Source organism: Flavobacterium sp. GW821-FHT11G01, assembly GCF_058808175.1.
On the sequence record NZ_JBXARK010000001.1, the window covers coordinates 300,003 to 324,103 of the forward strand.

Genomic DNA, 24,101 nt, shown 5'->3' on the forward strand with positions numbered 1-24,101 from the left:
GGAATTTGATTTTAAAGTTGATAATTAGTGCTAAATCATAAAATTTGTGGCGTAAAAAAATTTAAACTTTGTAACTTTGACATTCTTAATTGTTAAACTTCAAACAAAATATAATGAGTCAGGAAATAAGAAATCTGGAACCAAAAGCGCTTTGGAATAAATTCGCCGATTTGAATGCAGTTCCGCGTCCGTCAAAGAAAGAAGAACGTGTAATTGAGTTCATGAAAAACTTTGGAAACAGCTTAGGTTTAGAAACTTTTGAAGACGAAATTCGAAACGTAATTATCCGTAAACCTGCAACTCCGGGAATGGAAAACCGTAAAGCAATTGTAATGCAGGGACACCTTGATATGGTGCACCAGAAAAATGCAGATACCATTTTTGATTTCGATAAGCAGGGAATTGATATGTATGTTGATGGTGACTGGGTTCGTGCTCGCGGTACAACGCTTGGTGCTGACAATGGTTTGGGAGTAGCAACAATTATGGCTATTTTAGAAAGCAAAGATATTCCACATCCTGCAATTGAAGCTTTGTTCACAATTGATGAAGAAACCGGAATGACTGGTGCTTTAAATCTTAAAGGAGGAATTCTTCAAGGTCAGATTTTATTGAATTTAGATACTGAGGAAGATGATGAAATTGATATTGGTTGTGCTGGTGGAATTGATGTAACAGCTACAAGAACTTATCATGAAGAAGAAGTTCCGGAAGGTTCTGTTGGCCATATTATTACCGTAAAAGGTTTAAATGGTGGACATTCAGGAATGGATATCAACAAAGGTTTAGGAAATGCGAATAAAATAATGAACCGTTTATTATTTGATGCTTTTGAAAACTTCGGATTACAAGTTGCTGAAATAAATGGTGGAAGTTTGCGTAATGCTATTCCGAGAGAAAGTGTTGCAAAAGTGATTATTTCAGAAATGTTTGACGAAGCTTACATTTTTGATATGCAGGAAATCATCAATGATATTAAAGCAGAGTACAAAACTACAGAACCAAATCTTTCAATTGAAATTGTAAAATGTGATTTGCCTGAGAAAGTAATGGATTTAGGTGTTCAGGAAGGAATCATCAGAGCTATTTACGCTGCTCATAATGGTGTTTACAGAATGAGTGCTGATATGGCTGATTTAGTTGAAACTTCAAATAATATTGCGAGAGTTATTGTAAAGGACGGCGAGATTTCAATTGGATGTTTAACGCGTTCTTCTGTTGAAACTTCAAAATTTGATTTGGCTAATTCATTACGTTCCGCTTTTGAATTAGTAGGTTGCGAAGTTGAACTTTCTGGTTCTTATCCTGGATGGACTCCAAATGTGAATTCTGAAATATTAGATACTTTGGTTGGAATTTATGAGAAACAAAACGGAGAAAAACCAAAAGTGGTAGCTTGTCACGCCGGTTTAGAATGTGGAATTTTAGGAACAAATTATCCGGATATGGATATGATTTCTTTTGGACCAACGATCCATGGTGCGCATTCACCTGATGAAAGAGCAAGCATTTCATCTGCTCAAAAATATTGGAAATTTGTATTAGAAATTCTTTCAAATATTCCAGTTAAATAATAGTTTTCAGTGTTCAGTTTTTTAGTGTTCAATAAATAGAATAACTAATAAACTGAACACTTTATAACTTAGTAAAACTGAATACTAAAAAACTGAACACTGATCACTTTCTTTTAATCTCTCTTCGGAGAATTTTTCTTCTCTCGTTTCTCTTCTTTCTTTTCTTTAGCCGTTTTTAACGGTTCTTTCTTTGCTGTTTTTTTAGCGTCTTGACTCTTTGCCATGATATTTAAATTTAGTTATTTCCTTTTTTTGATGTAAGTAAATATAACTATAATATTCTGATTTTGTTTAGATTATTATTTTAAGAACTCTCCATCAATTATTAGTAATTCAACACCTTTTGTTGTTATAGATCGATGAGAACTTGCATCATCGGATACTACATAAGTCATTCCTTTTAAAAGTTCGAATTTTTGGCCGTTCTGTAATTCACTACTAAATTCTCCTTCGAGACAATGCACAATATGTCCTTTTTGACACCAATGGTCTGCGGTGTAATTTTCAGAATAAGTAATTTTCCGAATTCGTAAATTACCGAACTGCAGTGTTTGCCAATATGCAGTTCCACTTTCTCCGGGATGTTCTGTTTTTTCAATTTGACTCCAGTCAATGGTTTGAAAAGGTATTGTCATGGTTTTTATTTTTGTTAATGGATAGTTTTTGAAACAAAAAAAACCTCAATTACCAATCGTAAATGAGGATTTTATTTTTTATTTGAAAAGTAAAATTAATTACGTTTTAAGACTTTGTATTGTTCGTAGCAACCACTAATGGCGTCCAGAATCTGCAAATCATTTGCAGATTGAATAAAAGAATCAGAATAGTTACAGCGTTGTAAAATTTCAGGAATTTCATCTTTGCTAATACCTAAGAGTACAGCTAACGTTTCACGATCATATTTGGATTCTAAAAGATTTCGAATAGTATCGTCTTTTTTCATATCCTTAAGTTTTTTGAGCTCCTTACCACTCTTCCCAAAGAAATTGTAGAGCATATCTGCCGGGTTAAAAATAGATCCCAATACTTTTCCAAAAGCATTTGGAGCATATTCACCAGCTTCATAGCCTTGTGTAAGACCAGAAATGCTATATCGATAATTTTCTTTGGTTGGAATTAATTTAGAATCAATCTCAAGATATCCTGTTAAATTAAAAGGAGCAATAACGACTTCTTCCAGGGCAATTGCTTTTTCTGTAAGCTGAATCCTTGTTACTTTATTTTTTATCCAGTCATTTGTTACTCTGATTCGCAGAGACTGAAATCCTAAAAGTGAGAAATGTAATGTGTCATTTGCTTGTACATCAATCTCAAAATATCCTTTAGCATCAGACTGTGCACCACGTACTTTGTTTGTGTTAATGATATTTACATTAGGAATTGGCTGTTTACTATTATCGTTGTAGATATAACCAGAAACTCTCTGAGGAGTTGTAGGTTCTGTTTCTTGCGCGAAACTGAGGGTCGATACTAGCATAAAAAAGAAAACTGCGAAATATTTCATATCCTGATTTAAAGCACTAAAAGTAGTAAAACGGGATTAAATATTTTACAGTCTTCGAATATAATTATAAGAAAATTAACAAAGCAAGTAGTGTTGCTTTTAGTATTTAGATAAAAAGGTAAATGGATGATTAAATTAAATTGTTTTTGAATTACAAAACTCGTTCATGGAAAGTAAAGTTCTGGTATAAAAAAAATCCCAAATTCCAATTATGTCTGGAATTTGGGATTTTATATTTTAAGAAAATCAAATGATTAATCTCTTCTTGGTCTTCTTGGTCTTGGTGAATCACCAAAGCTTTCAGAACGTCTTGGAGCTCTGTCTGAACCACCTTCGCTTCTTGGAGCTGAGCTTCTAAAACCACCTTCTCTTTTTGGAGCTGATGAATTTCTATCGCTTCTGAAACCACCTTCTCTAGGAGCAGAGTTTCTGTCGCTTCTGAAACCTCCGCCACCAGAACCTTCACGTCTTGGTCCGAAACTTCCTCCACCAGAACCTTCACGTCTTGGACCTCCAGAAGAACGTCCACCTCCGCTACGGCCATTATGATCACGTCTTCCGCCACCATCATTTTTAGAAATTTCAACATTAATACGACGTCCTTCTAATTGTACGTTGTTTAATACTTCCATAACTTTATCAGTGTGCTCAGGATCAGTGTTAAAGAAAGAGAAACCTTCTTTTACATCTACTTTGAAAACGTCATCACGACCTAAGTCTAATGTTTCTTTCAAATAATCTTTAAGAGTCATCCAATCGAAATTGTCTCTTGAACCGATGTTTACAAAATAACGAACTGCTCCATTATTATTGAATTCTCTTGGCTCAGAATCACTTCTTTCGCGTCTTTCTCCAGATTGAGATGAAATATCTCTATTCTTTTTATAGTAAGCAATAAAACGGTTAAATTCTACTGAAACCATTTTCTTAATCAATTCTTCTTTAGATAAACCTTCAAGAACATTGTTAATAGCTGGTAAATAGTTGTCAATTTCGTGATCAACTTCAGTGTCTTTAATTTTGTTTGCTAAGTGCAATAGTTGAATTTCGCAGATTTCGATTCCAGATGGAATAGATTTTTCTTCGAATTTTTGTTTGATGATTCTTTCGATAGAAGAAATTTTACGCAACTCACTTTTTGTAACAATTACAATAGAAGTTCCTAATTTTCCAGCTCTACCAGTACGTCCAGAACGGTGATTGTATGTTTCAATTTCGTCAGGAAGTTGGTAATTTACTACGTGAGTAATATTATCAACATCAATACCACGTGCAGCAACGTCAGTAGCAACAAGCATCTGAATTTGTCTTCCACGGAAAGATTTCATTACACCATCACGTTGCGCTTGAGATAAATCTCCGTGCAATGCAGCAGCGCTGTATCCATCTTCTATTAATTTTTCAGCTACAGCTTGTGTATCTCTTTTAGTACGACAGAAAACCACAGAGAAAATATCCGGGTTAGCATCGGCTAAACGTTTTAAAGCTTCGTAACGGTCACGTGCATTTACTAAGTAAAATTCGTGAGAAACTGTTGCAGAACCTGAGTTCTTAGCTCCAACAGTAATTTCAACCGGATCACTCATGAATTGTTTTGCAATTCTGGCAACCTCTTGTGGCATAGTTGCAGAGAACAACCATGTACTTTTTTGATCTGGAGTATCTGATAAAATAGATACGATGTCTTCATAGAATCCCATGTTCAACATCTCATCAGCCTCATCAAGAATACAGTAATCTATATTTTTAATGTTTACTAAACCTCTGTTGATCATGTCTTGCATTCTCCCCGGAGTAGCCACAATAATTTGTGCTCCTCTTTTAATTTCTCTGGCTTGCTCTGTAATACTAGCCCCGCCGTAAACTGCTACCACATTAATACCTTTTTCGTATTTTGAGTAGTTTTTAAGTTCGTTGGTAATCTGTAAACAAAGTTCTCGTGTTGGTGATAAAACTAATGCTTGTGTATTTCTATTGTCAGCATCAATTTTTTGAATTAGCGGAAAACCGAAAGCTGCCGTTTTCCCTGTCCCTGTCTGAGCCAACGCAACCATATCTGTGTCTTTTTCCAATAATAGGGGAATCGCTTTCTCCTGTACTTCTGACGGATTCTCAAATCCTAGATCTAAAATCGCCTTCAGTAACGATTCATTCAATCCTAATTGTTCAAATTTATTCATATGTGTATTTAAAATAGGGTGCAAAATTACTGTTAATATTCCATATAAACTAATGCATTTTTAAGAATTATGCATTTGTTATGATTTGATTATCAAAAAGTTATGTTTATCGCAAAATCAATTTATAAGAAAATGAATAATTTAACGTCTAGTAATATAAATTTTGCCCTTGAAAATGTTGTATTTTAAACAATTATTTCGTGGAGTTCAGAAAATCAATTAGTTGCTGAGTTGCTTTTGCACGATGACTGATTTTATTTTTGATTTCTGCTGATAATTCGGCAAAAGTCTCAGAATAATTTTCAGGTTGAAAAATAGGATCATACCCAAAACCGTAATTTCCTGTTTTATTAAAAGTAATCTCTCCCTTTGCAAGTCCAGTAAAAAGATGCTGTTCTCCATTTAAGTTCAAAGCAATAACGGTCTTGAACTGTGCACTACGATCTGATTTGTCTTTTAAAGCTTCTAAAAGTTTATTCATATTATCGTCAGCATTTTTCTGCTCGCCGGCATATCTTGCAGAATAAACGCCTGGTTCGCCGTTCAAAGCGGAAACTTCTAAACCTGTATCATCTGCAAAACAATCATAACCGTATTTTTGAGTTACATAATCTGCTTTCAAAATCGCATTTCCTTCAATTGTATCTGCCGTTTCCGGAATTTCTTCAAAACATCCAATTTCTTCCAGACTTAATAATTGTATAGATCCGTTTAGAATACTTTGAATTTCTTTGATTTTATTTAGATTATTTGATGCAAAAACAAGTTTCATAATAATAAGTTTAGTTGTATGAGTAATTTTAAATACAAATTTAGAATTCTTATATTTGATAAGTTGCCTAAAAATAAAATAAATGGAGATTTCCGCATTGTATAAAAAGATTACACCTTTTGTAAAACCCTATCGAAAAATGGTAATTGCAACTTTGCTTCTTACTTTTTTAGGATCATTTGCAGCGCAGGTAAATGCTTTAATATTAAAATATACTGTTGATACAATCAGTAATTTAATGGTGGCACATGAGCCATTGTCAAAAGGATTTCATTTGTTAGGTATCATTAGTATTGTGCTGTTATCTAAAGAATTGATTTATTCAGTAGTTCAATTTGGACAGAAATTTTATGGAGAAAAACTGCGCATTTTTATAACGCGCGATATTTCTCAAACTATAGTCGAAAAAATTCTGAGCTATAGAATGGAATTTTATACTTCTAATGAAAATGAAAGCGGAAAACTCCAAACCAGAATAGATTTAGGAATCAGCAGTTTGACCAGATTAGTTCAGAATTTTTTTATTGACATTCTGCCTTTATTTGCAAATGCTTTTGTGGCGCTGATTTTAATGTTTTATGCCAATATTTATGTGGGATTGGTGAGTTTGTGTATTATTCCGATTTATTTTTATGTAAGCCAATTGCAAGCCAGTAAATTAAGTGGTTTTAGAAGAAGAATGCGTAATTATCGTGAAACAAAGAATAACGGAATTATCAGTTTAATCGAATCCATAACGGTAATTAAGTCTTTTGTGCGCGAACCTATGGAAGCAGATCGTCATAAAAATATTCAATTTGAAATGACCGAAAATCAATTGGCAACCAGAAAAACCAGTTTTATTTTTGAAAGTATTAAAGGTTTTATTGAACAAATTGGAGTTGTAATTATCATTATTCTGACGGCTTATTTTGTTTTAAATAATACCATGACAATTGGCGCAATCATGTTTCATATTATGTTGTTTAATAATGTTTCATCGCCAATTAGACAATTGCATCGAATTTATGATGAAGTAAATGATGCTTTAATTTATTCTGAGGGATTTTTCGATATTTTAGAATCTGATCAGGAAAAGGAAACAAGCGGAAGTTATATTCCTGAGAAAATCGTGGGACTTATAGAAGTCAAAAATGTTGATTTTGTCTATCCAAATGGAACAAAAGCACTCTCAGATATTAATTTCACTATTAAGCCAAATGAAACCAGTGCATTAGTCGGATTAAGTGGCGCTGGAAAAAGTACCGTTATTAATTTATTGGATAAGTTTTATTTACCTTCATCAGGGAAAATTTATTTGGATGGAGTAGATCTAAACGATTACAATACCGATTTTCTACGTAAAAACATTGGATTAGTTTTACAGAAGAATCACATTTTTAAAGGAACTATCGCTGAAAATATTCTCTATGGAAATCCCGATGCCACACAATCAGAAATTATTGATGCAGCGAAGCAGGCCTATATTCACGAACAAATAATGGAATTGCCAAAAGGATATGATTCTGATGCGCATTTGCTTTCGGGCGGACAACAACAGCGAATTGCGATTGCCAGATTATTTTTAAAGAATCCACCAATTATCTTTTTAGATGAGCCAACAGCCAGTTTGGATGCGATTGCAACGGAACAAATTAAAAAATCACTGGACGCCATTAAAAAAGACAGAACCGTAATTATTATTTCACATAGTATTTCTCAAATTATTGATGCTTCTCACATAATAGTTTTGGAAAAAGGAAAATGCATAGAACAAGGAACGCACGATGAATTATATGATAATAAATCAGTTTATTATGGAATATTTACGGCCATGGCGAATAGTCTAAATATTGAAAAAATTACGCAGACACTTGATTAGGAAAATGTTTTAAAGTAAATTTTTCGATTATAAAAATAATAATGATTCCAAAAGTATAAGCCAGAATATCAGTCCAAAGAAAACCTTGTCCGAGAACGTATCTTCCAAACAGTGTTTTCCTAAGTTCAATCATCCATTCACCCTGATAAAGTTGTAGAAATTCAATTGTGTAACAAATCAATAAAGAAATAACGGCTATTTGAATCGCTTTTTTAGCAATCAATAGTATTCGAACAAGAGCATAAATCATAACAGCATACAATAAATCGCCTGTACATAAAGGAATGAAACTTATTTTTCTGGATAGGATTCCGAGGCAAATAATTCCGAGGAAAATAACAATGTAATAAAATCTGTATTTTTTCAAATTTAAATTTTAGCAGGTGACATTAGTACTTTATTAGGTAAACAAAAATACAAAGATTCGGATAGGTATACTTTATTTTATAAATTTATCAATTCTAAAAAAAAACACACAAAAATAACCACATGATTACAAGATTTACAACACTCATTTTATCCTTATTTCTTTTAACGGTTTCTGCCTATTCTCAAAAGAATGATTCATTTAACGTCAAAAAACAACTTGAATATTGTGCTGAACAAGCCTCAAAAACATTAAAAGTTATTCCGGATGATGGAACTTCTCCAAGAACAGTTCCAAATGGGAGCAGCGAATGGAAATTCGTTGGCTATAAAGATTGGACAAGTGGATTTTGGCCGGGAGAATTATGGTATTTATATCAAGCAACCGGTGATAAGAAATGGGAAAAAGAAGCAGATAAATTCAGCCGATTTTTAACACCTTTATCTGTAAGTAAGGCTGGTGATCACGATTTAGGTTTTCAGGTTTTCAACAGTTTCGGAAATGGATATCGTTTAACAAAAAACAAAGAATACAAAGAAATTATCCTAAAAACAGCCGATACATTGGCAACACTTTTTAATCCAAAAGTTGGAACAATTCAATCCTGGCCACATAATAAAATGGGCGGTCACAATACCATTATTGATAACATGATGAATTTGGAACTTCTTTTTTGGGCTTCAAAAAATGGGGGAAATAAAAAACTATATGATATTGCTGTAAAACATGCCGAAACTACAATGGCAAATCATTTTAGACCAGATAATACTTCTTATCACGTTATAATCTATGATTATGAAACGGGTAAAAAAATAAAAGGGAGAACTGCACAAGGTTACAGCGATGATAGTATGTGGGCGCGTGGACAAGCGTGGGCAATTTATGGCTTTACAATGGTGTATAGAGAAACAAAAGATCCTAAATTTTTAGATTTTGCTCATAAAGTAGCCCGTGTTTATTTGGATAGATTAACAACAGAAGATTTGGTTCCATATTGGGATTTTAATGCGCCGGGAATTCCGAATGAGCCAAGAGATGCTTCGGCAGCAGCCATTGTATCTTCGGCATTGATTGAATTGAGTTCTTATACAAAAGATAAAAATTTAAAAAACGAATATTTGACAAAATCTAAAAAAATGATTGTTTCACTTTCAGATCATTATCAAAGTCACGATGTTAATTCAGCATTTTTGCTTCATTCAACAGGTCATAAACCTGCCGGAAGTGAAATTGACTGTTCTATAAATTATGCAGATTATTATTATTTAGAAGCGCTTTTAAGACTTCAAAAACTAAAATAAATAAAGATTATGAGGAAGAAAATAAGTCAAATTTTATTTGTAATTAGTATTGCATTGTTGATTGTGAGTTGTAAAAACACTAAGCAAAAACTTCAGGAATATGTTGTTTCATACAATAAAACTGCTGTAAATTTTAAAAGTAAAAATGTTACGCTGACAACTGCCAGAGGTTATATTAATGACAATAAAATTGAATTAAGATTTGAAACTGATTTACAGCAAAATGAAACAAATAAAATAGACGCTGAAAAAACTTTTCCGGAATTGCTGAAAGAAATAATAAATAAAGACCGGGAATTTTCAATATTGGTTGAAGAAGGTGTTCAATTTGATGTTTATTTTTTAGCCGATGATAATACAGTTCTTGCAAAAGAAATTGTAAACAAAGAAGAACTAGCTGAACTGCTGAAAAAATAAATTAATTAATAAAAAGGATCATAAGAATTCAAAGCCACTTTAAATATTTTAAAGTGGCTTTTTGTTTATTAGTTTTTGAATGAAGGAATAATTTTAATTTTAATACGTCTTTGGTTTATTTTAGTAAATAAGTTGTAGTCAAATAATTACATTTTTAATTTTTATGAGTTGCTATTGTTTTTGTATGGAAAGTTTGTTATGTTTGAGTTAAAAAATAACCATAAAATCAAAAAATTATGAAAAAAATTACCCAAATCGCATTTGCTTTAACCCTTGTCTTATTTCTGGTAAGCTGTAAAAACACCAAGCAAAAAATCCAGGAACATGTTAGTAATTACAATACCACATCTTCTATAAAAGGTGGAAATGTTGTTAGTACCAGTGCCAAAGCATTTTTAAATGACAATAAAATCGAAATCAGAATTGAAACTAATTTGGAAGGAACTGACGCAAACAAATTAGCTTATAAAGATACTTTTCCGAGCTTGCTTCAAGAAATGGTTAAAAATGATCAGATTTCTACAGAGTTGATCGAAGAAGGAGTAAAATTCGATGTGTACTTTTTATCTTACAACAATATTATTCTGGCTCAGCAATTAGTTGATAAAGAAGAATTAGCAGTTTTAGAAAATGGTTCAACACCTGGTAAAGAAACTGCAAAGCTTTAATTTGAAATAAATGCCAAAAAACATAAATCACGAAAATTTAAAAAAGCCTCTTTGTAATTTCAAAGAGGCTTTTTAGTATTCTTAATGTTTGGTAACATTTGTTAAGTTATCCGGGAAATAGCTATCTGATAAATTAGCAAATTCATCACCACGCATGAAGATATTGATATCAACATCTGCAAAGTTTTTCTTTCCTGCTGCTGCTAAAAGTTCGTTGGCAGCATGTAAGGTGTTTTTATGAAAATGATAAACACGTTCTGATTTATCGGTGACAACCAAACCTTTCATCAGCATTTTGTTTTGAGTTGCCACTCCGGTTGGGCATTCATTATTATGACAACGTAACGCCTGAATACACCCTAATGAAAACATAAAACCACGGGCACTATTACACATATCGGCGCCTAAAGCAACAGCATGTAGGATAGAGTATCCTGAAATAATTTTCCCACTTCCAATAATGCGTATTTTATCACGAATATTTAATCTGACTAAAGTCTTATTTACAAATATCAAAGCAGGTTCAAATGGCATTCCAACACCATCTGCAAATTCTAAAGGTGCAGCTCCTGTTCCTCCTTCAGCACCATCAACGGTTATAAAATCAGGATAAATATCTTCGGTAATCATTTCATGACAAATGGCTTCGAATTCTGCAGTATTTCCAATACATAATTTAAATCCAATTGGTTTTCCATTTGATAATTCGCGCAGCTGTTTTATAAAATGAACAAGACCTTTACTGTCTGAAAAAGCATGATGACCGGGAGGAGAAAGAATAGTTGTATGTGGCTCAACACCTCTAATTTTAGCAATCTGAACCGTATTTTTTGCGGCAGGTAAAACTCCGCCGTGACCCGGTTTTGCACCTTGCGAAAGTTTGATCTCAATCATTTTGACGTTCGGAAGGTTTGCTTTTTCTGAGAATTTTTCTGGACTGAAATTTCCGTCAGCAGCACGACAGCCAAAATAACCTGTACCAATTTGCCAGGTAATATCGCCACCGCCCGCAAGATGATATTCTGTTAAGCCACCTTCTCCGGTATTTTGGTAGAAGTTTCCTTTTTTAGCGCCAAGATTTATGGCACGAACCGCATTTTCGCTTAGCGAACCAAAACTCATGGCAGAAACATTAAATAAGGAGGCTAAATAAGGTTGTTTGCAATCTTTTCCGCCCACTAAAACACGTGGCAATTCTTCATTTACTTTTGCCGGGAAAATAGAATGCTTTATGCCTTCGTAGCTGTCATGATTTAAATTTAGTTGTGTTCCGAATGGTGAATTTGAATCGATATTTTTAGCTCTTTGATAAACCAAAGAACGTTGATTTCTTGAAAAAGGTTTCCCATCAGTCGATCTTTCAATGAAATATTGCTGAATTTCTGGCGCAATCATTTCAAATAAATACCTGAAATAGCCTAGAACCGGAAAGTTTCTTAAAATGGCGTGCTTTTTTTGAATAATATTATAAATACCAACGACCAATAATATTGGAAGAATAATGACTAATAAAAAACCACGTTTTGTATAAAAGTAAATGGTAACAACAATTATTAACAATAAGAATCCGTAAATAAAGAATTTTTTTCTCATGTTTTTAAAACTTTAAAATGTAATAATTTGAAAATTAGTTGAATCTCAGGCGAACATAAACATGTTTGATACCTTTTTTATCTGATTCTCTCTCATCAATTTCAAGAATGTCAGTCAACGATTTCAGCATAGGTGTAAGCTTGGAAAAACCATAATTTCTTGGATCGAATTCGGGTTTTTTCTTTACGATCAGGTTTCCAACATCGCCTAAAAATGCCCATCCATCGTCATCCTCAATATCTTCAATTGTGTCTTCTATTAGTTCAATTGTCTGTTTGTCAATTTTATGCAGGGCTTTATCTGAAGGTTTTTCTACTGGTTTCTTGGCGTCAGCAGTTACAGTAGTTTTAGGTTTTTTCTTTTGAATAGCGCCGTCTAAAACTTCAATATAAATAAATCTGTCACAGGCTACGATAAAAGAGTTTGGGGTTTTCTTTTCGCCAATACCAATAACTTTCATGCCAGATTCACGCAAACGAATCGCTAAACGTGTAAAATCACTGTCACTGGATACGATACAAAATCCGTCTAATTTTCCGGAATAAAGCAAATCCATTGCATCAATAATTAAGGCAGAATCGGATGAGTTTTTTCCAACAGTATAACTATATTGTTGAATAGGAGTAATAGCATGCTCCAGCAAAACGCCTTTCCAGCCATTTGAGTTTGGCTTGGTCCAATCTGCATAAATTCGTTTGGTGGTTGGTGTCCCAAATTTTGCTATTTCTTCCATCATACCTTTTACATTGCTGTAGGGCACGTTATCAGCATCTATAAGGACTGCTAATTTCAAATCTTTGGAGTTGCTTAAAGGCATTATCTCAATATTAAAAATTTACATACTTCCAAAGGTAAAACTAAAATTGGTTTTATGAGAATTTGACGGTAAATAAGTCTTTTGTATTTTATAAATTATTTTGGTTATAAATAAGTTTATTTTTTTTATGAAAATTAATTAAAGATAATTTTGTCTTTAATTGTAAAATAAATATATTTGTAAGGAATTTAATCTTTTAATCTATGTTTTCAAAAGCGTGTGAGTACGGCATTCGGGCTTCTATATTTATAGCTACCAAATCATCAGAAGGAATTCGGGTTGGAATAAAAGATGTCGCCAAAGAAATAGATTCACCAGAACCTTTTACCGCTAAAATTATGCAGATTCTTACCAAAAACGGTATTATCGTTTCGGCTAAAGGGGTTGGGGGCGGATTTGAAGTTTCAAATGAAGCGGTAAAATCCATAAAATTGATTCAAATTGTTGATGCCATAGACGGAAATACGATATACAAAGGTTGTGGGATTGGATTGAAAGAATGCTCAGAAATACATCCTTGTCCAGTTCATAATGAATTCAAAAAAATACGTGAACTGCTTTTGGCAATGCTGACCAATACAACTTTAGAACAACTTGCTTCTGGTGTAAATTCTGGAGATTTTTATCTAAAAATATTAAATAAGAGTGAATAAAATTTAAATAAACTAGTAATGAATAAAAAAGTCAAAATTTCTATTGTAATGTTAATTGGTGTTTTAGCAATGACTTCTTGTGGAAAAAAAGAAACTCCACAAACTGAAGAACCACAAGTAACTGAAACGCCATCTGATGAAGGGCAGCAACCTGCAGTGAGTAATGTTTTGGTTATTGAAGGAAACGATCAAATGCAGTTTAATACAAATGAACTAAGAGCTTTAGCTGGGAAACCAATTACGCTAACTTTAAAGCATGTTGGTAAAATTCCAAAAGAAGCTATGGGACATAATTTGGTTATTTTACAGGAAGGTACTGATGAAGCTGCTTTTGCTGCAAAGGCAATAAATGCAAAGGATACAGATTACATTCCGGCTTCAGAAAAAGCATCAATTGTTGCTCATACAAAATTACTTGGAGGAGGAGAAGAAGACACAATAGAATTTACTATTGATAAAAAAGGAACTTATAACTTTTTATGTACTTTTCCAGGACACGTTGCCATGATGAAAGGTGTATTAATCGTAGAATAAAGCATAAAACTCTAATGTCTTTTAGGTATTAGAGTTTTTTAGTAATCTAATAAAAGATATTTTTATCTTTTATTGTTAAAATAAATAGAAACAATTAATTTAAAATAAAATGGAAAATTTAAAAGATAAAACTATTGGATCTTTTGTAGCTCAGGATTTTAGAACGGCAGCGGTATTTTCAAAATATAAAATTGATTTTTGCTGCAAAGGAAACAGAACTATTAATGAAGTTTGTGAACAACAAGAAATTAATTCAGATACTTTGCTTCAAAATATATTTGATGTTTTACAGTCAGAAAACAACAATACAATAGATTTTAATTCTTGGCCCTTAGACTTATTGGTTGATTATATCGAAAAGACACATCATCGTTATGTTGAAGAGAAAACAGGAACTATTCTCCAGTTTTTAAATAAACTATGCAGTGTGCATGGAGCGAATCATCCGGAATTGTTCAAAATAAACGAGTTATTCACAGCAGGTGCAGGAGAATTATCTCAACATATGAAGAAAGAAGAATTAATGCTTTTTCCTTTCATTAAAAGAATGATAAAAACCAAAGAATCTAACGATATTTTGTTGCAACCTTCTTTCGGAACAGTTTCAAATCCAATCGCAATGATGATGCAGGAACATGATCATGAAGGAGAACGCTTTCGCGAAATTGCCAATCTTACAAATAATTACACGGCTCCGGCTGATGGTTGTACGACATATAAAGTGGCATTTGCAATGTTAGAGGAATTTGAACAAGATTTACATAAACACATTCATTTAGAAAATAATATTCTTTTTCCTAAAGCGGTAATTTTAGAAGAGGAGTTTGCTTAAAATAGCATAAATCAGGAAAAAATGCACTGGACAAATTACCATGAAATGATTTGTTACCAGTGCATTTTTTGTGTAATAAAAAATAAAAATACTATTTAAAATGAAAGTGAGAAGAAGCTGGATGATTTGCTGCTTTTTAAATTTTGTAGTGGCTTCAATTATGGGATTATTGATGCGGTTTAGTTATCTTTTTCCTCTTAAATTCATCAACTATATTTATTTCCTTCATGCACATTCTCACGTTGCAATGCTCGGCTGGGTGTATATGATGATTTACGTTTTGATTGTTCATTTTTTCATTCCAAAAGATAAAAGTCAAAAGCCAATTTATAGGCAACTATTTTGGACAACTGAATTTTCTGTTATCGGAATGATGGTCAGTTTTCCGATTCAGGGATATGCCTTGTTTTCGATTATATTTTCTACACTGCATATCTTACTGAGTTATGTTTTTTGTTTCCTGATTTGTAAGGATCATGCTAAAGATAAAAGACCAGCCGAAAAACTCTTAATAGCTTCAATCTTATTTATGATTTTCTCCACTTTTGGAATATGGTGCCTAGGGCCAACAATAAATATGTTAGGAAAACAAAGTGCTTTTTATCAGATTGCTGTTCAGTTTTTTCTACATTTTCAATTTAATGGCTGGTTTTTATTTGCGGTCTTGGCTTTGTTTCTAAAACAGTTTAAAAATGAAATTGAATTAAAGCAATTTAGAATTTTCCTGATATTACTAATTTTAGCAACATTTTTTACAGTAGCATTTCCAATAAGCTGGTTTGTAAAAGATGAAATTTTAAAATGGTTGAATGCTTTTGGAGTGTCACTAGAGTTAATCTCTTTTATTTATTTTTATAAGATGCTTAAGCCTCAAATAAAAGAATTTAAAATAAATCTTGATTCAATAAGTAAGATGACTTATGTTTTTACTTTAGGATCTTTATTTTTTAAAATGATATTACAATTAGCCATTATTTTACCAAATTTGGCTAAAGTTTCCCATCAAATAAGAAATTGGGTAATTGGATTTGTTCATTTGACAACACTCGGAATTATTACCGGATTTTTATTTGGAATATTACTTCAGAATAATCTCGTTCCGCGAAAAGCTCATTTACTAAAAATTGGAATAAAGTATTTTTTCTTCGGATATATAATTACGGAATTACTTTTATTTCTTCAGGGACTATTGTATTATTTGAGCAAAGGAATACTTGTAGGTTATTATGAAGTCATTTTTGGAGCCAGCATCTTTATTGTTGGAGGATTGTTATTGATTATGATTTCAGTATTAAAAACAAAAGCAAGGTTCGATTAATCAAAATCTCCCCTTGCTTTTTACTAATCAACCTATTTAAATTTTTGCAGCTTCTTCATTTATTTTGTTTACAGTCTGGTCATTGTTTACGCCTAAACCTTCCTGTTGATATATTAATTCTCCTTTTGTATTAAAGACACTGATGATATTAGAATGTGAAAATTCCATTGGAGATATTTGCTTGTAATTTACAGCCAGGATAGCGGCAAATTCGCGGGTATTATCTTCTGTTGATCTTAGAAAAAGCCAGGGATCATTGTCCATTTTGTTTGCAATTGCAAATGATTTAAGTTTTTTTGGCGTATCTGTAACCGGATCAATACTTATCAGAATAAGTTTTACGTTTTTTTTTGTTTTTTTATCCAGTTTTGTCTCAATATTTCTCATATCGGCAACAAGTCTGGGGCAAGCAGCTTTGCAGGAAGTATAAATCATGACCATAACAAGAACATTTCCATTAAGACTTTTTAGTTCAATATTTTTTCCATCTTGTGTTGTCCATTCAGAAGGTAAATTATAAATCGACAAGTCACTTAATTCTTTGTCTTTAGGCATTACAGAACTATTTTCTTTTTGATTTTCCTTACAGCCTTGCAAGGAAATAAGAAGAATAAAAGCTGTGAATAATATTTTTTTCATTCGATAAATTTTAAAATTAAAGCTTTGTTGTACTGGCGCATCGAAAGCCAAGATTGCGTGTTGAATATTGCGCTTTTAGGCTTCCTCTGAAAGCATACCGCATAAAAGCAGCGTAATCCATTAAATCTGTTGCATTTACTGATGAAGCGCCGCAAAAAAGATTCTTGTCAGCACTTTTGTCTTTTCTGGATTCTCCAGATAAAAAAATGCTGTTAAAGTCGGCTGTCCATTCCCAAACTAATCCATGCATATCATAAACTCCCCAATAATTTTTAAAAGTTTTTCCAATCGGATTTTCGTACGTTTTTGATTTTTCATACCATGATAAAATGTATTTATTAAATTCTATTTTGGTTCGTGCATCTATTTTTTTTTCGTCTGCCATAGCAACGTATTCCCATTCATCCATTGTTGGTAAGCGTTTTCCCTGGCACTCGCAATATTTTTTAGCTGCGAACCAGGAAACATTTGTTATAGGAGCTTTTGGATTTGCATTTCCAAAATCAAAATCATTATTCCAATAAGTGAGATAACTCTTGTCTGCAAATATTCCTTTTATCTTAGATTTACTGAAATCGGGATATTTTTTGATGAAATTTAAATATTCGCTATTCGTCACAGGAAAGACATCTATAAAAAAGGATTTTACAGTTATAGGTTTTTTTGATGTGGCTCCATAAAGAGGGACAAATGATCCCTCTTGTATCTGAACCATTTTCGATTCTTGAGCTCGTACGAATCCAATCAGAACCAGGAAAAGAAAAATAATGAAAATCTTTTTTTGCATAATTGAATGCTTTTAGCGCAATGCTTTTACCATTTCCGGAGTAATTTCTGTTTTGTTATTTCCCCAACTACTATAGATGTATGTCAAAACATTTGCTACTTCATCATCAGATAAATTTTGTGCCGGCATAACATTGTTGAATTTTTTGCCATTCACTATGACTTCCCCTGTTAAACCATGTAAAATTGTTTTGATAGCTCGTTTAGAATCGGCATTCAGGTAATCTGATTTTGCAAGAGGAGGGAAGGTATTTGGAATTCCTTGGCCTTCAGATTGATGGCAGGCAAAGCAAGTTGTTCCAAAAATTTGTTTTCCGTTACTTATTTTTTCAGCTAAAGTTCTCTTAAGAGCTACTGTTTTTATTGTTGCATTCTCAGGCATTTTTTGGATAGTTCCTCCTTCCGGTAAATAAATCCCTTCCTGAATAGTTCCTGAATAGATGTTTTTGTTTTCTTCACCTTCGACTTTCAAAATTCCTAAAGCACCCTTATTAAAAGCTCTAAAAATAGAATGATCCACCATAATAAAGTTTCCTGGAGTTTCAACTTTAAAGTCAACAATAGCTGAACCACCAGCAGGAATTAAAGTTGTTTGCACATTTTTGTTCATGAGTGCTCCACCTTCTACCTGCACGTGATCAAATATTTCACCAATAACATGAAAAGAAGAAACTAAATTTGGACCGCCATTACCAACAAATAATCTCACCGTTTCTCCCACTTTTGCAGTTAGTTCATTTCCGTTTGTCATCGAACCAACTTTTCCGTTAAAAACAACATAATCAGGTGTCTCTTTGATCGCTTTGTTCATGTCAAAAGCCTGAAGACCTTTGGCTCCATATTCGCCCTGAGTATAAAAATCACCTTGCATTACGTAATATTCTTTGTCAACTTTTGGTAATCCGCCTTCTGGTTCAACCAAAATCAATCCATACATTCCGTTTGCAATGTGCATTCCCACAGGTGCAGTTGCGCAATGATAAACATAAAGCCCGGGATTTATAACTTTAAAACTGAATACTTTTTCGTGTCCTGGTGCCACTAATGAAGATGTTGCACCGCCTCCAGGACCAGTCACAGCATGCAAATCAATATTATGGGGAAGTTTATTATCGGGATGGTTTTTTAAGTGAAATTCCACTTCGTCTCCCACACGGGTTCTTATGAAACTACCGGGAACAGAACCTCCAAATGTCCAATACGTATATTTTACGCCATCGGCCATTGTACCTTCTTGTTCCTTAATTTCCATATTGACTTTCAATTTCATGGCAGCTCTGTCACCAACTGGTTTTGGTACCATTGGTGGTGATGTAAGTTCCGCTATGGTTTCACCTTGTGTTTTTATTGTAGTATAATCTGTAGTTCCTTCTTCTTTCTTGCATGATGTTAAAAGTATTAAGGACAGCGTTATAAAGAAGTAAATCTGAACCGTCGTAAGTGTTTTAAAATTCCTTTTCATAATAAATTTGGTTTTATTTTAGTTTTAAATCGTAAACAAAAATAAAAGACCAATTCATCTTTTATTATGATAAAAGTCATTTATACCTTACAAAAAAAGATTTATTTCAAAATAAGTCTGGTTGTTTTAAAGTTAAATCTTGTTAAATATATTTGCAAATTATGCGTCTTGCCCTTTAAATATTGATATTCAGATAAATTTTTAATAAAAATAAATGCTCAACTCTATTTTAGAATAATAATCATTATTTTTGCTCGCTGATTAAGTTAAAATTATTACTGCACTATATTATGGTAAAAGATTTATTTGAAAGAATTCAGGACAATAAAGGACCTTTAGGAAAATGGGCTTCTCAGGCAGAAGGCTATTATGTTTTCCCAAAGTTAGAAGGAGAGTTGGGTCCTAGAATGACATTTCATGGAAAAGACATTTTAAACTGGAGTTTAAACGATTATTTAGGTTTAGCAAATCACCCGGAAGTTCGTCAGGCAGATACAGATGCAGCAATACAGTTTGGTGCAGCATATCCTATGGGAGCTCGTATGATGTCTGGTCATACAAAATACCACGAACAATTAGAAGAAGAATTAGCTGCTTTTGTAATGAAAGAATCAGCTTATTTATTAAATTTTGGTTATCAGGGAATGGTGTCTATTATTGATGCTTTGGTAACTAAAAACGATATTATTGTTTACGATGTAGACTCTCATGCTTGTATTATTGATGGTGTTCGTTTGCATATGGGTAAACGTTTTACTTACAAACACAATGATCTTGAAAGTATGGAGAAAAACCTGCAACGTGCTACAAAAATGGCAGAAGAAACAGGTGGAGGTATTTTATTCATTACAGAAGGTGTTTTTGGAATGCGTGGTCAGCAAGGAAAATTGAAAGAAATTGTTGCTATGAAAGAAAAATACAATTTCCGTTTATTAGTTGATGATGCACACGGTTTTGGTACACTTGGTAAAACAGGAGCCGGAGCAGGTGAGGAGCAAGGAGTTCAGGATGATATTGATGTTTACTTCTCTACTTTTGCAAAATCTATGGCTAATATTGGTGCTTTCGTTGCCGCTGATAAAACAGTTATTGATTATTTAAAATACAATCTTCGTTCGCAAATGTTTGCTAAAGCATTGCCTATGATCCAAACTATTGGTTCTTTAAAACGTTTAGAGTTATTACGTAATTCTTCTGCAATTAAAGATAAACTTTGGGAAAATGTAAACGCATTGCAAAATGGTTTAAGAGAAAAAGGATTTAATATTGGAGATACAAATACTTGTATTACACCAGTTTATTTAGAAGGAAGTATTCCTGAAGCAATGGTGATGGTAAACGATTTAAGAGAAAATTACGGTATTTTCCTTTCGATTGTTGTTTATCCTGTTATTCCAAAAGGAATTATTTTGTTAAGAATGATTCCAACAGCTTCTCATACTTTAGCTGATATTGACGAAACACTTACTGCTTTTGAAGCAATTCGTGAAAAATTAGTAGGCGGAATTTATAAAGAAATTGCTGAACGTACTACTGTTGATGTTTCGTAATCAAATATAAAACAGATCCATTTTATATGGGAATTATATAAAAAAATCCATTCGTTATACGAGTGGATTTTTTTTATTTGGGCTAACTTTATAATTCAAAATCAGTAAAAAATAAGAATTATGAAAAAATTATCAGCATTAACAATCATTGCATTAGTGGTTTTTATTTCTTGTAAAAAAGAAACAACGCTTCCACCTCCCCAAATAGAGCCAAATCCCCCTAAAGAAGCAGAAATCGTAGAACCTGCAGGCGATCAGTGTTATACATCCAGACTTAATGGTAGTATTGTAGCGTTAAGTTTTAATGTAAATTCACATCAGGAAGTAAACGGAAAATTAAGTTATAATATAACAGGAAAAGATAAAAATGAAGGAACTATAATTGGAAATATGAAAGGCGATACCTTAATTGCCGATTATACTTTCATGTCAGAAGGGGTTTCTTCTGTTAGAGAGGTTGTTTTTTTACAAAAAGACGGAGCTCTTATTGAAGGATACGGGGATGTAGTTGATGCTAATAATAAGGTGACTTTTAAAGATAAAAAGAAATTAAAATTTGATGCAAAAAATACGTTGACAAAATCAGATTGCCCACAATAAAGAAATAAAAAAATTGTAAAAAAGAAAAATCCATTCCGAGTAGGAATGGATTTTTTTGATTAGAAAATTGTCACTAAGACTGAAACTTCTTAAAGATCTTTTCTATATGTTTTTCTCTGGCAATGAATTGTCGGATCAAAGTTTTTCCAAAGTAAATGAATTGCTGTATTTTCGGCTAATTCTGGAGTTCTGATGCAATTTTGAATTCCTTTTTCGGAGAAAGTTTTAAAATATTCATCAAAAATAATAGCTGTAACTCCTTTATTTTGATAATCAGGATGAACTCCAATTAAATAAAAAACAACATCCTTGCTTTTTTTTCTGGCTTGTAATAAATGCCAAAAACCAAATGGAAACAATTTACCTTTTGCTTTTTTTAATGCTTCAGAAAAGCTTGGCATTACGATACTAAAAGCTATTAAATTGTCCTCTTTATCAACAACGAATTTGATGTATTCCGGATTAATAAAGCTGATGTATTTTTTCTTGAAATATTCTTTTTGAACGTCAGAAATAGCGACAAACGAAGCTAAATTGGCATAAGAGGTATTAAACAAATCAAACATTTTATCCACGTGTGGCATAATGTCTTTTGTTTTAGTAAAAGTTAACGATCTTAGTCCGTATCTTTTTTTGATTAATTCCTGAGCTTTTAGAAAAAATTCAGGATGAACATTTGAGAAAGGGAATATACTTTCGATATATTCTTTTTCTATCTGAAAGCCTAATTGTTCAAAATGAGTTACATAATACGGGTTATTATACCAGGTAATCATGGTTCCCATTTGATCATAACCTTCAGTAAGAACTCCTACTTTATCTAAATTTGAAAATCCCATCGGGCCTTCAGCATGCTCCAGATTATGTTTTCTTCCTAATTCATATACTTTTTCCAGTAATGCTTTCGTCACTTCGATGTCATCAATAACATCAAACCATCCAAAACGGACTTTTCTTTTATGCTGATTATTTACTTCAGACCAATTTATGATTGCTGTAATACGACCAACAATTTCGTTGTTTTTGTATGCCAGGTAAAAGTAAGCTTCGGCGTGATCAAAAGCAGGATTTTTTGTTTTGTCAAAAGACTCTAATTCATCAGCAATAATAGGCGGAATCCAATACGGATTGTCTTTGTATAGCGAAAACGGAAATTTGATATATTCTGTTAGTTCTTTTTTGGTTTTGGCTTCTTTAATTGTAATCATTAAAAATCTTAATTGTTTATCTCTTTATCAGAGAAGTTCAGTTATTAATTATTCATATTTAGCTTTACGCTTTCTTTCCTTTTCCTGATAGTCTATATTCTCTTCGGCATCTTTGTTTTTAGACTTTCTGTCTTTTTTGAATGTCATTTCTTGTTTTTCTTTATACCAGCCGTCATAACGCCAAGAAAATCCAACTCCGCCATACAATACAGATGGTGTGTCTTTAAAATTGGTGCTTATAGAAGCATCGATCTGCATATTTGAATTAAGTAAATAGGCAGCACCACCACGAAGAATTGCGTCGCTGTAAAAGTCGCTTTTATATCCTTGATTTTCAATAAAACCAGACCATTTATCATTAAATCCATGTGTCAAAGTTAATACATATCCATAACTTGGATAATCAGTTGTAATATAATCGGCAATAAAGTTAGTTACAAATACCCATTTCCCGCCTCCAAAAAGGTTTTGGGTAATCAATATTACTTTTGGAGAAATACTGGATTCCGGCGAAAAAGAATAAGGATTATCGGCACCGACAAAATTGGCACCAGCAAATAGTGAAACGGCTGGTACTAATTGATGCCAATTGAAAGAATGATTTGCTTTATAGCTGTAAATATTGGCAGTTTTTTCATAGTTTTTAAAAGGATCATAAATCAAATATTTAGCTCCTAAAACGGTCTGTCTGAAGTTGTTTTTTTTGTAACTGGTGTATGGAGTGTCAAAATTTTCCATTTGGTATTGAAGGTCAAGGACAAATTCAAGCTTTTCCATAAATGCGCCATAACGAACGGTTAAATCGGTTCCAAAACCGCTTGCGTCATAATCGAGTAAATTGTGTTTTTCTTTAATTCCGTAAACACCAATTTCTCCCTGAATAACTGATTTTCCTACTGCATATGCAGACATTGTTTCGCCCGGACGATTTGAATTAATAACATCCGTGTATTGTGCAAAAAAGAGTTGTGGTGATAAAAAAAGAGCTGTAATGAATAAGTTTTTAACTTTTAACATAAATGTATTTTTTGATTAAAAAACTATAACGCATTTCAAATGTACTATATTTTATTATTTATTTAAGATTGATATTTTAATTTTAAACAACGGATTTATTAATTTTGGCAAAAATTATACGATTATGCAAGAAGCATCTTTTACAAATTTGTTTAAAACGATAATGTGGATCATTGCGTTTTATTATATTTTCAAATTTTTAGCCAGAATCTTTTTGCCAGTATTGGTAAAAAAAGCGGTTGAAAAAGCAGGCGAAAATTTTCAGAGACAGCAACAATATAGCCAGGATAACTCATGGCAAAAAACACGTACTAATAATGATGAGATAATCATCAACACTGCTAATGCAAAAAATCCTCGCGAAACCAAAAAGGTGGGCGATTATGTTGATTACGAAGAAATAGATTAAGTTTGTGTCCTAAATAATAGGATTCATCATTTAACCCAA

Annotated in this window: 24 protein-coding genes; 12 read left to right on the forward strand and 12 right to left on the reverse strand. The window is 32.6% G+C overall.

What is annotated here, in order from left to right:
• The first annotated feature begins 113 nt into the window (after positions 1-113).
• Complete coding sequence (locus AC1RRN_RS01300; RefSeq protein ID WP_492965545.1) at positions 114-1,574, forward strand: aminoacyl-histidine dipeptidase; 1,461 nt, start codon at positions 114-116, stop codon at positions 1,572-1,574.
• A gap of 299 nt (positions 1,575-1,873) precedes the next feature.
• Here AC1RRN_RS01300 and AC1RRN_RS01305 read toward each other — a convergent pair whose 3' ends face one another.
• The 4 genes from AC1RRN_RS01305 to AC1RRN_RS01320 all read right to left on the reverse strand — a co-directional run bounded on the left by AC1RRN_RS01305 (position 1,874) and on the right by AC1RRN_RS01320 (position 6,030).
• On the reverse strand, positions 1,874-2,209 hold the full coding sequence (locus AC1RRN_RS01305; protein WP_492965546.1) for a DHCW motif cupin fold protein: 336 nt from the start codon (positions 2,207-2,209) through the stop codon (positions 1,874-1,876).
• Positions 2,210-2,304: 95 nt separating this feature from the next.
• On the reverse strand, positions 2,305-3,078 hold the full coding sequence (locus AC1RRN_RS01310) for a carboxypeptidase-like regulatory domain-containing protein (RefSeq protein WP_492965547.1): 774 nt from the start codon (positions 3,076-3,078) through the stop codon (positions 2,305-2,307).
• A 254-nt stretch (positions 3,079-3,332) separates the two neighbouring features.
• Complete coding sequence (locus tag AC1RRN_RS01315) at positions 3,333-5,258, reverse strand: DEAD/DEAH box helicase (RefSeq protein ID WP_492965548.1); 1,926 nt, start codon at positions 5,256-5,258, stop codon at positions 3,333-3,335.
• A 193-nt stretch (positions 5,259-5,451) separates the two neighbouring features.
• Complete coding sequence (locus AC1RRN_RS01320; RefSeq protein WP_492965549.1) at positions 5,452-6,030, reverse strand: non-canonical purine NTP diphosphatase; 579 nt, start codon at positions 6,028-6,030, stop codon at positions 5,452-5,454.
• A gap of 82 nt (positions 6,031-6,112) precedes the next feature.
• Between AC1RRN_RS01320 and AC1RRN_RS01325 the strand changes: the two genes are divergently transcribed.
• Positions 6,113-7,891 (forward strand): ABC transporter ATP-binding protein, encoded by a 1,779-nt coding sequence (locus AC1RRN_RS01325; RefSeq protein WP_492965550.1) that lies wholly within the window; start codon positions 6,113-6,115, stop codon positions 7,889-7,891.
• Here the strand turns inward: AC1RRN_RS01325 and AC1RRN_RS01330 are convergent.
• Positions 7,872-8,258, reverse strand: coding sequence for a ribosomal maturation YjgA family protein (locus AC1RRN_RS01330; RefSeq protein WP_492965551.1), 387 nt, complete (start codon positions 8,256-8,258; stop codon positions 7,872-7,874). The genes AC1RRN_RS01325 and AC1RRN_RS01330 overlap by 20 nt on opposite strands.
• Positions 8,259-8,380: 122 nt before the next feature.
• Here AC1RRN_RS01330 and AC1RRN_RS01335 point away from each other — a divergent pair, with 122 nt between their 5' ends.
• The 3 genes from AC1RRN_RS01335 to AC1RRN_RS01345 all read left to right on the forward strand — a co-directional run bounded on the left by AC1RRN_RS01335 (position 8,381) and on the right by AC1RRN_RS01345 (position 10,644).
• A complete protein-coding gene (locus tag AC1RRN_RS01335) occupies positions 8,381-9,559 on the forward strand; it encodes a glycoside hydrolase family 88 protein (protein WP_492965552.1) in 1,179 nt (392 codons plus the stop codon).
• Positions 9,560-9,568: 9 nt separating this feature from the next.
• Positions 9,569-9,976, forward strand: coding sequence for a hypothetical protein (locus AC1RRN_RS01340; RefSeq protein WP_492965553.1), 408 nt, complete (start codon positions 9,569-9,571; stop codon positions 9,974-9,976).
• Positions 9,977-10,212: 236 nt separating this feature from the next.
• On the forward strand, positions 10,213-10,644 hold the full coding sequence (locus tag AC1RRN_RS01345) for a hypothetical protein (protein ID WP_492965554.1): 432 nt from the start codon (positions 10,213-10,215) through the stop codon (positions 10,642-10,644).
• Between the two features lie 81 nt (positions 10,645-10,725).
• Here AC1RRN_RS01345 and AC1RRN_RS01350 read toward each other — a convergent pair whose 3' ends face one another.
• Both AC1RRN_RS01350 and AC1RRN_RS01355 read right to left on the reverse strand, forming a co-directional pair.
• Positions 10,726-12,237: an FMN-binding glutamate synthase family protein gene (locus AC1RRN_RS01350; protein ID WP_492965555.1), complete on the reverse strand. Its 1,512-nt coding sequence runs from the start codon at positions 12,235-12,237 to the stop codon at positions 10,726-10,728.
• Between the two features lie 34 nt (positions 12,238-12,271).
• A complete protein-coding gene (locus AC1RRN_RS01355; protein ID WP_492965556.1) occupies positions 12,272-13,054 on the reverse strand; it encodes an NYN domain-containing protein in 783 nt (260 codons plus the stop codon).
• Between the two features lie 203 nt (positions 13,055-13,257).
• Between AC1RRN_RS01355 and AC1RRN_RS01360 the strand changes: the two genes are divergently transcribed.
• The 4 genes from AC1RRN_RS01360 to AC1RRN_RS01375 all read left to right on the forward strand — a co-directional run bounded on the left by AC1RRN_RS01360 (position 13,258) and on the right by AC1RRN_RS01375 (position 16,391).
• Entirely contained in the window at positions 13,258-13,707 is a 450-nt protein-coding gene (locus tag AC1RRN_RS01360; RefSeq protein WP_492965557.1) for an RrF2 family transcriptional regulator, read from the forward strand.
• 18 nt (positions 13,708-13,725) lie between these two features.
• Entirely contained in the window at positions 13,726-14,241 is a 516-nt protein-coding gene (azu, locus tag AC1RRN_RS01365) for an azurin (RefSeq protein WP_492965558.1), read from the forward strand.
• Positions 14,242-14,350: 109 nt separating this feature from the next.
• Positions 14,351-15,073 (forward strand): iron-sulfur cluster repair di-iron protein, encoded by a 723-nt coding sequence (ric, locus tag AC1RRN_RS01370; protein ID WP_492965559.1) that lies wholly within the window; start codon positions 14,351-14,353, stop codon positions 15,071-15,073.
• A gap of 100 nt (positions 15,074-15,173) precedes the next feature.
• Positions 15,174-16,391, forward strand: a complete 1,218-nt coding sequence (locus tag AC1RRN_RS01375) for a hypothetical protein (protein ID WP_492965560.1) — start codon at positions 15,174-15,176, stop codon at positions 16,389-16,391.
• Positions 16,392-16,427: 36 nt separating this feature from the next.
• On the opposite strand, the gene AC1RRN_RS01380 is transcribed toward AC1RRN_RS01375, so the two are convergent.
• Genes AC1RRN_RS01380 through nirK form a run of 3 tightly spaced genes read right to left on the reverse strand, consistent with a single transcriptional unit; the run spans position 16,428 to position 19,278 of the window.
• Entirely contained in the window at positions 16,428-17,030 is a 603-nt protein-coding gene (locus AC1RRN_RS01380) for an SCO family protein (protein ID WP_492965561.1), read from the reverse strand.
• A gap of 16 nt (positions 17,031-17,046) precedes the next feature.
• Positions 17,047-17,817, reverse strand: coding sequence for a formylglycine-generating enzyme family protein (locus tag AC1RRN_RS01385; RefSeq protein WP_492965562.1), 771 nt, complete (start codon positions 17,815-17,817; stop codon positions 17,047-17,049).
• 12 nt (positions 17,818-17,829) lie between these two features.
• Positions 17,830-19,278 carry a copper-containing nitrite reductase gene (gene nirK / locus AC1RRN_RS01390; RefSeq protein ID WP_492965563.1) on the reverse strand — a complete coding sequence of 483 codons (1,449 nt, stop codon included), beginning with the start codon at positions 19,276-19,278 and terminating at the stop codon, positions 17,830-17,832.
• Positions 19,279-19,568: 290 nt separating this feature from the next.
• Here nirK and capB point away from each other — a divergent pair, with 290 nt between their 5' ends.
• Together capB and AC1RRN_RS01400 are read left to right on the forward strand one after the other, a co-directional pair.
• The gene (gene capB, locus AC1RRN_RS01395) at positions 19,569-20,828 is read left to right on the forward strand and encodes a cysteate-C-fatty acyltransferase (RefSeq protein ID WP_492965564.1); all 1,260 of its coding nucleotides are present in this window, start codon (positions 19,569-19,571) and stop codon (positions 20,826-20,828) included.
• A gap of 120 nt (positions 20,829-20,948) precedes the next feature.
• Positions 20,949-21,428: a hypothetical protein gene (locus AC1RRN_RS01400; RefSeq protein ID WP_492965565.1), complete on the forward strand. Its 480-nt coding sequence runs from the start codon at positions 20,949-20,951 to the stop codon at positions 21,426-21,428.
• 89 nt (positions 21,429-21,517) lie between these two features.
• On the opposite strand, the gene AC1RRN_RS01405 is transcribed toward AC1RRN_RS01400, so the two are convergent.
• Both AC1RRN_RS01405 and AC1RRN_RS01410 read right to left on the reverse strand, forming a co-directional pair.
• Positions 21,518-22,636 (reverse strand): GTP cyclohydrolase, encoded by a 1,119-nt coding sequence (locus AC1RRN_RS01405; RefSeq protein ID WP_492965566.1) that lies wholly within the window; start codon positions 22,634-22,636, stop codon positions 21,518-21,520.
• A gap of 48 nt (positions 22,637-22,684) precedes the next feature.
• Positions 22,685-23,653: a transporter gene (locus tag AC1RRN_RS01410; RefSeq protein WP_492965567.1), complete on the reverse strand. Its 969-nt coding sequence runs from the start codon at positions 23,651-23,653 to the stop codon at positions 22,685-22,687.
• Positions 23,654-23,777: 124 nt separating this feature from the next.
• Between AC1RRN_RS01410 and AC1RRN_RS01415 the strand changes: the two genes are divergently transcribed.
• On the forward strand, positions 23,778-24,062 hold the full coding sequence (locus AC1RRN_RS01415; protein WP_072971505.1) for a DUF4834 family protein: 285 nt from the start codon (positions 23,778-23,780) through the stop codon (positions 24,060-24,062).
• The last annotated feature ends 39 nt before the right edge of the window (positions 24,063-24,101 follow it).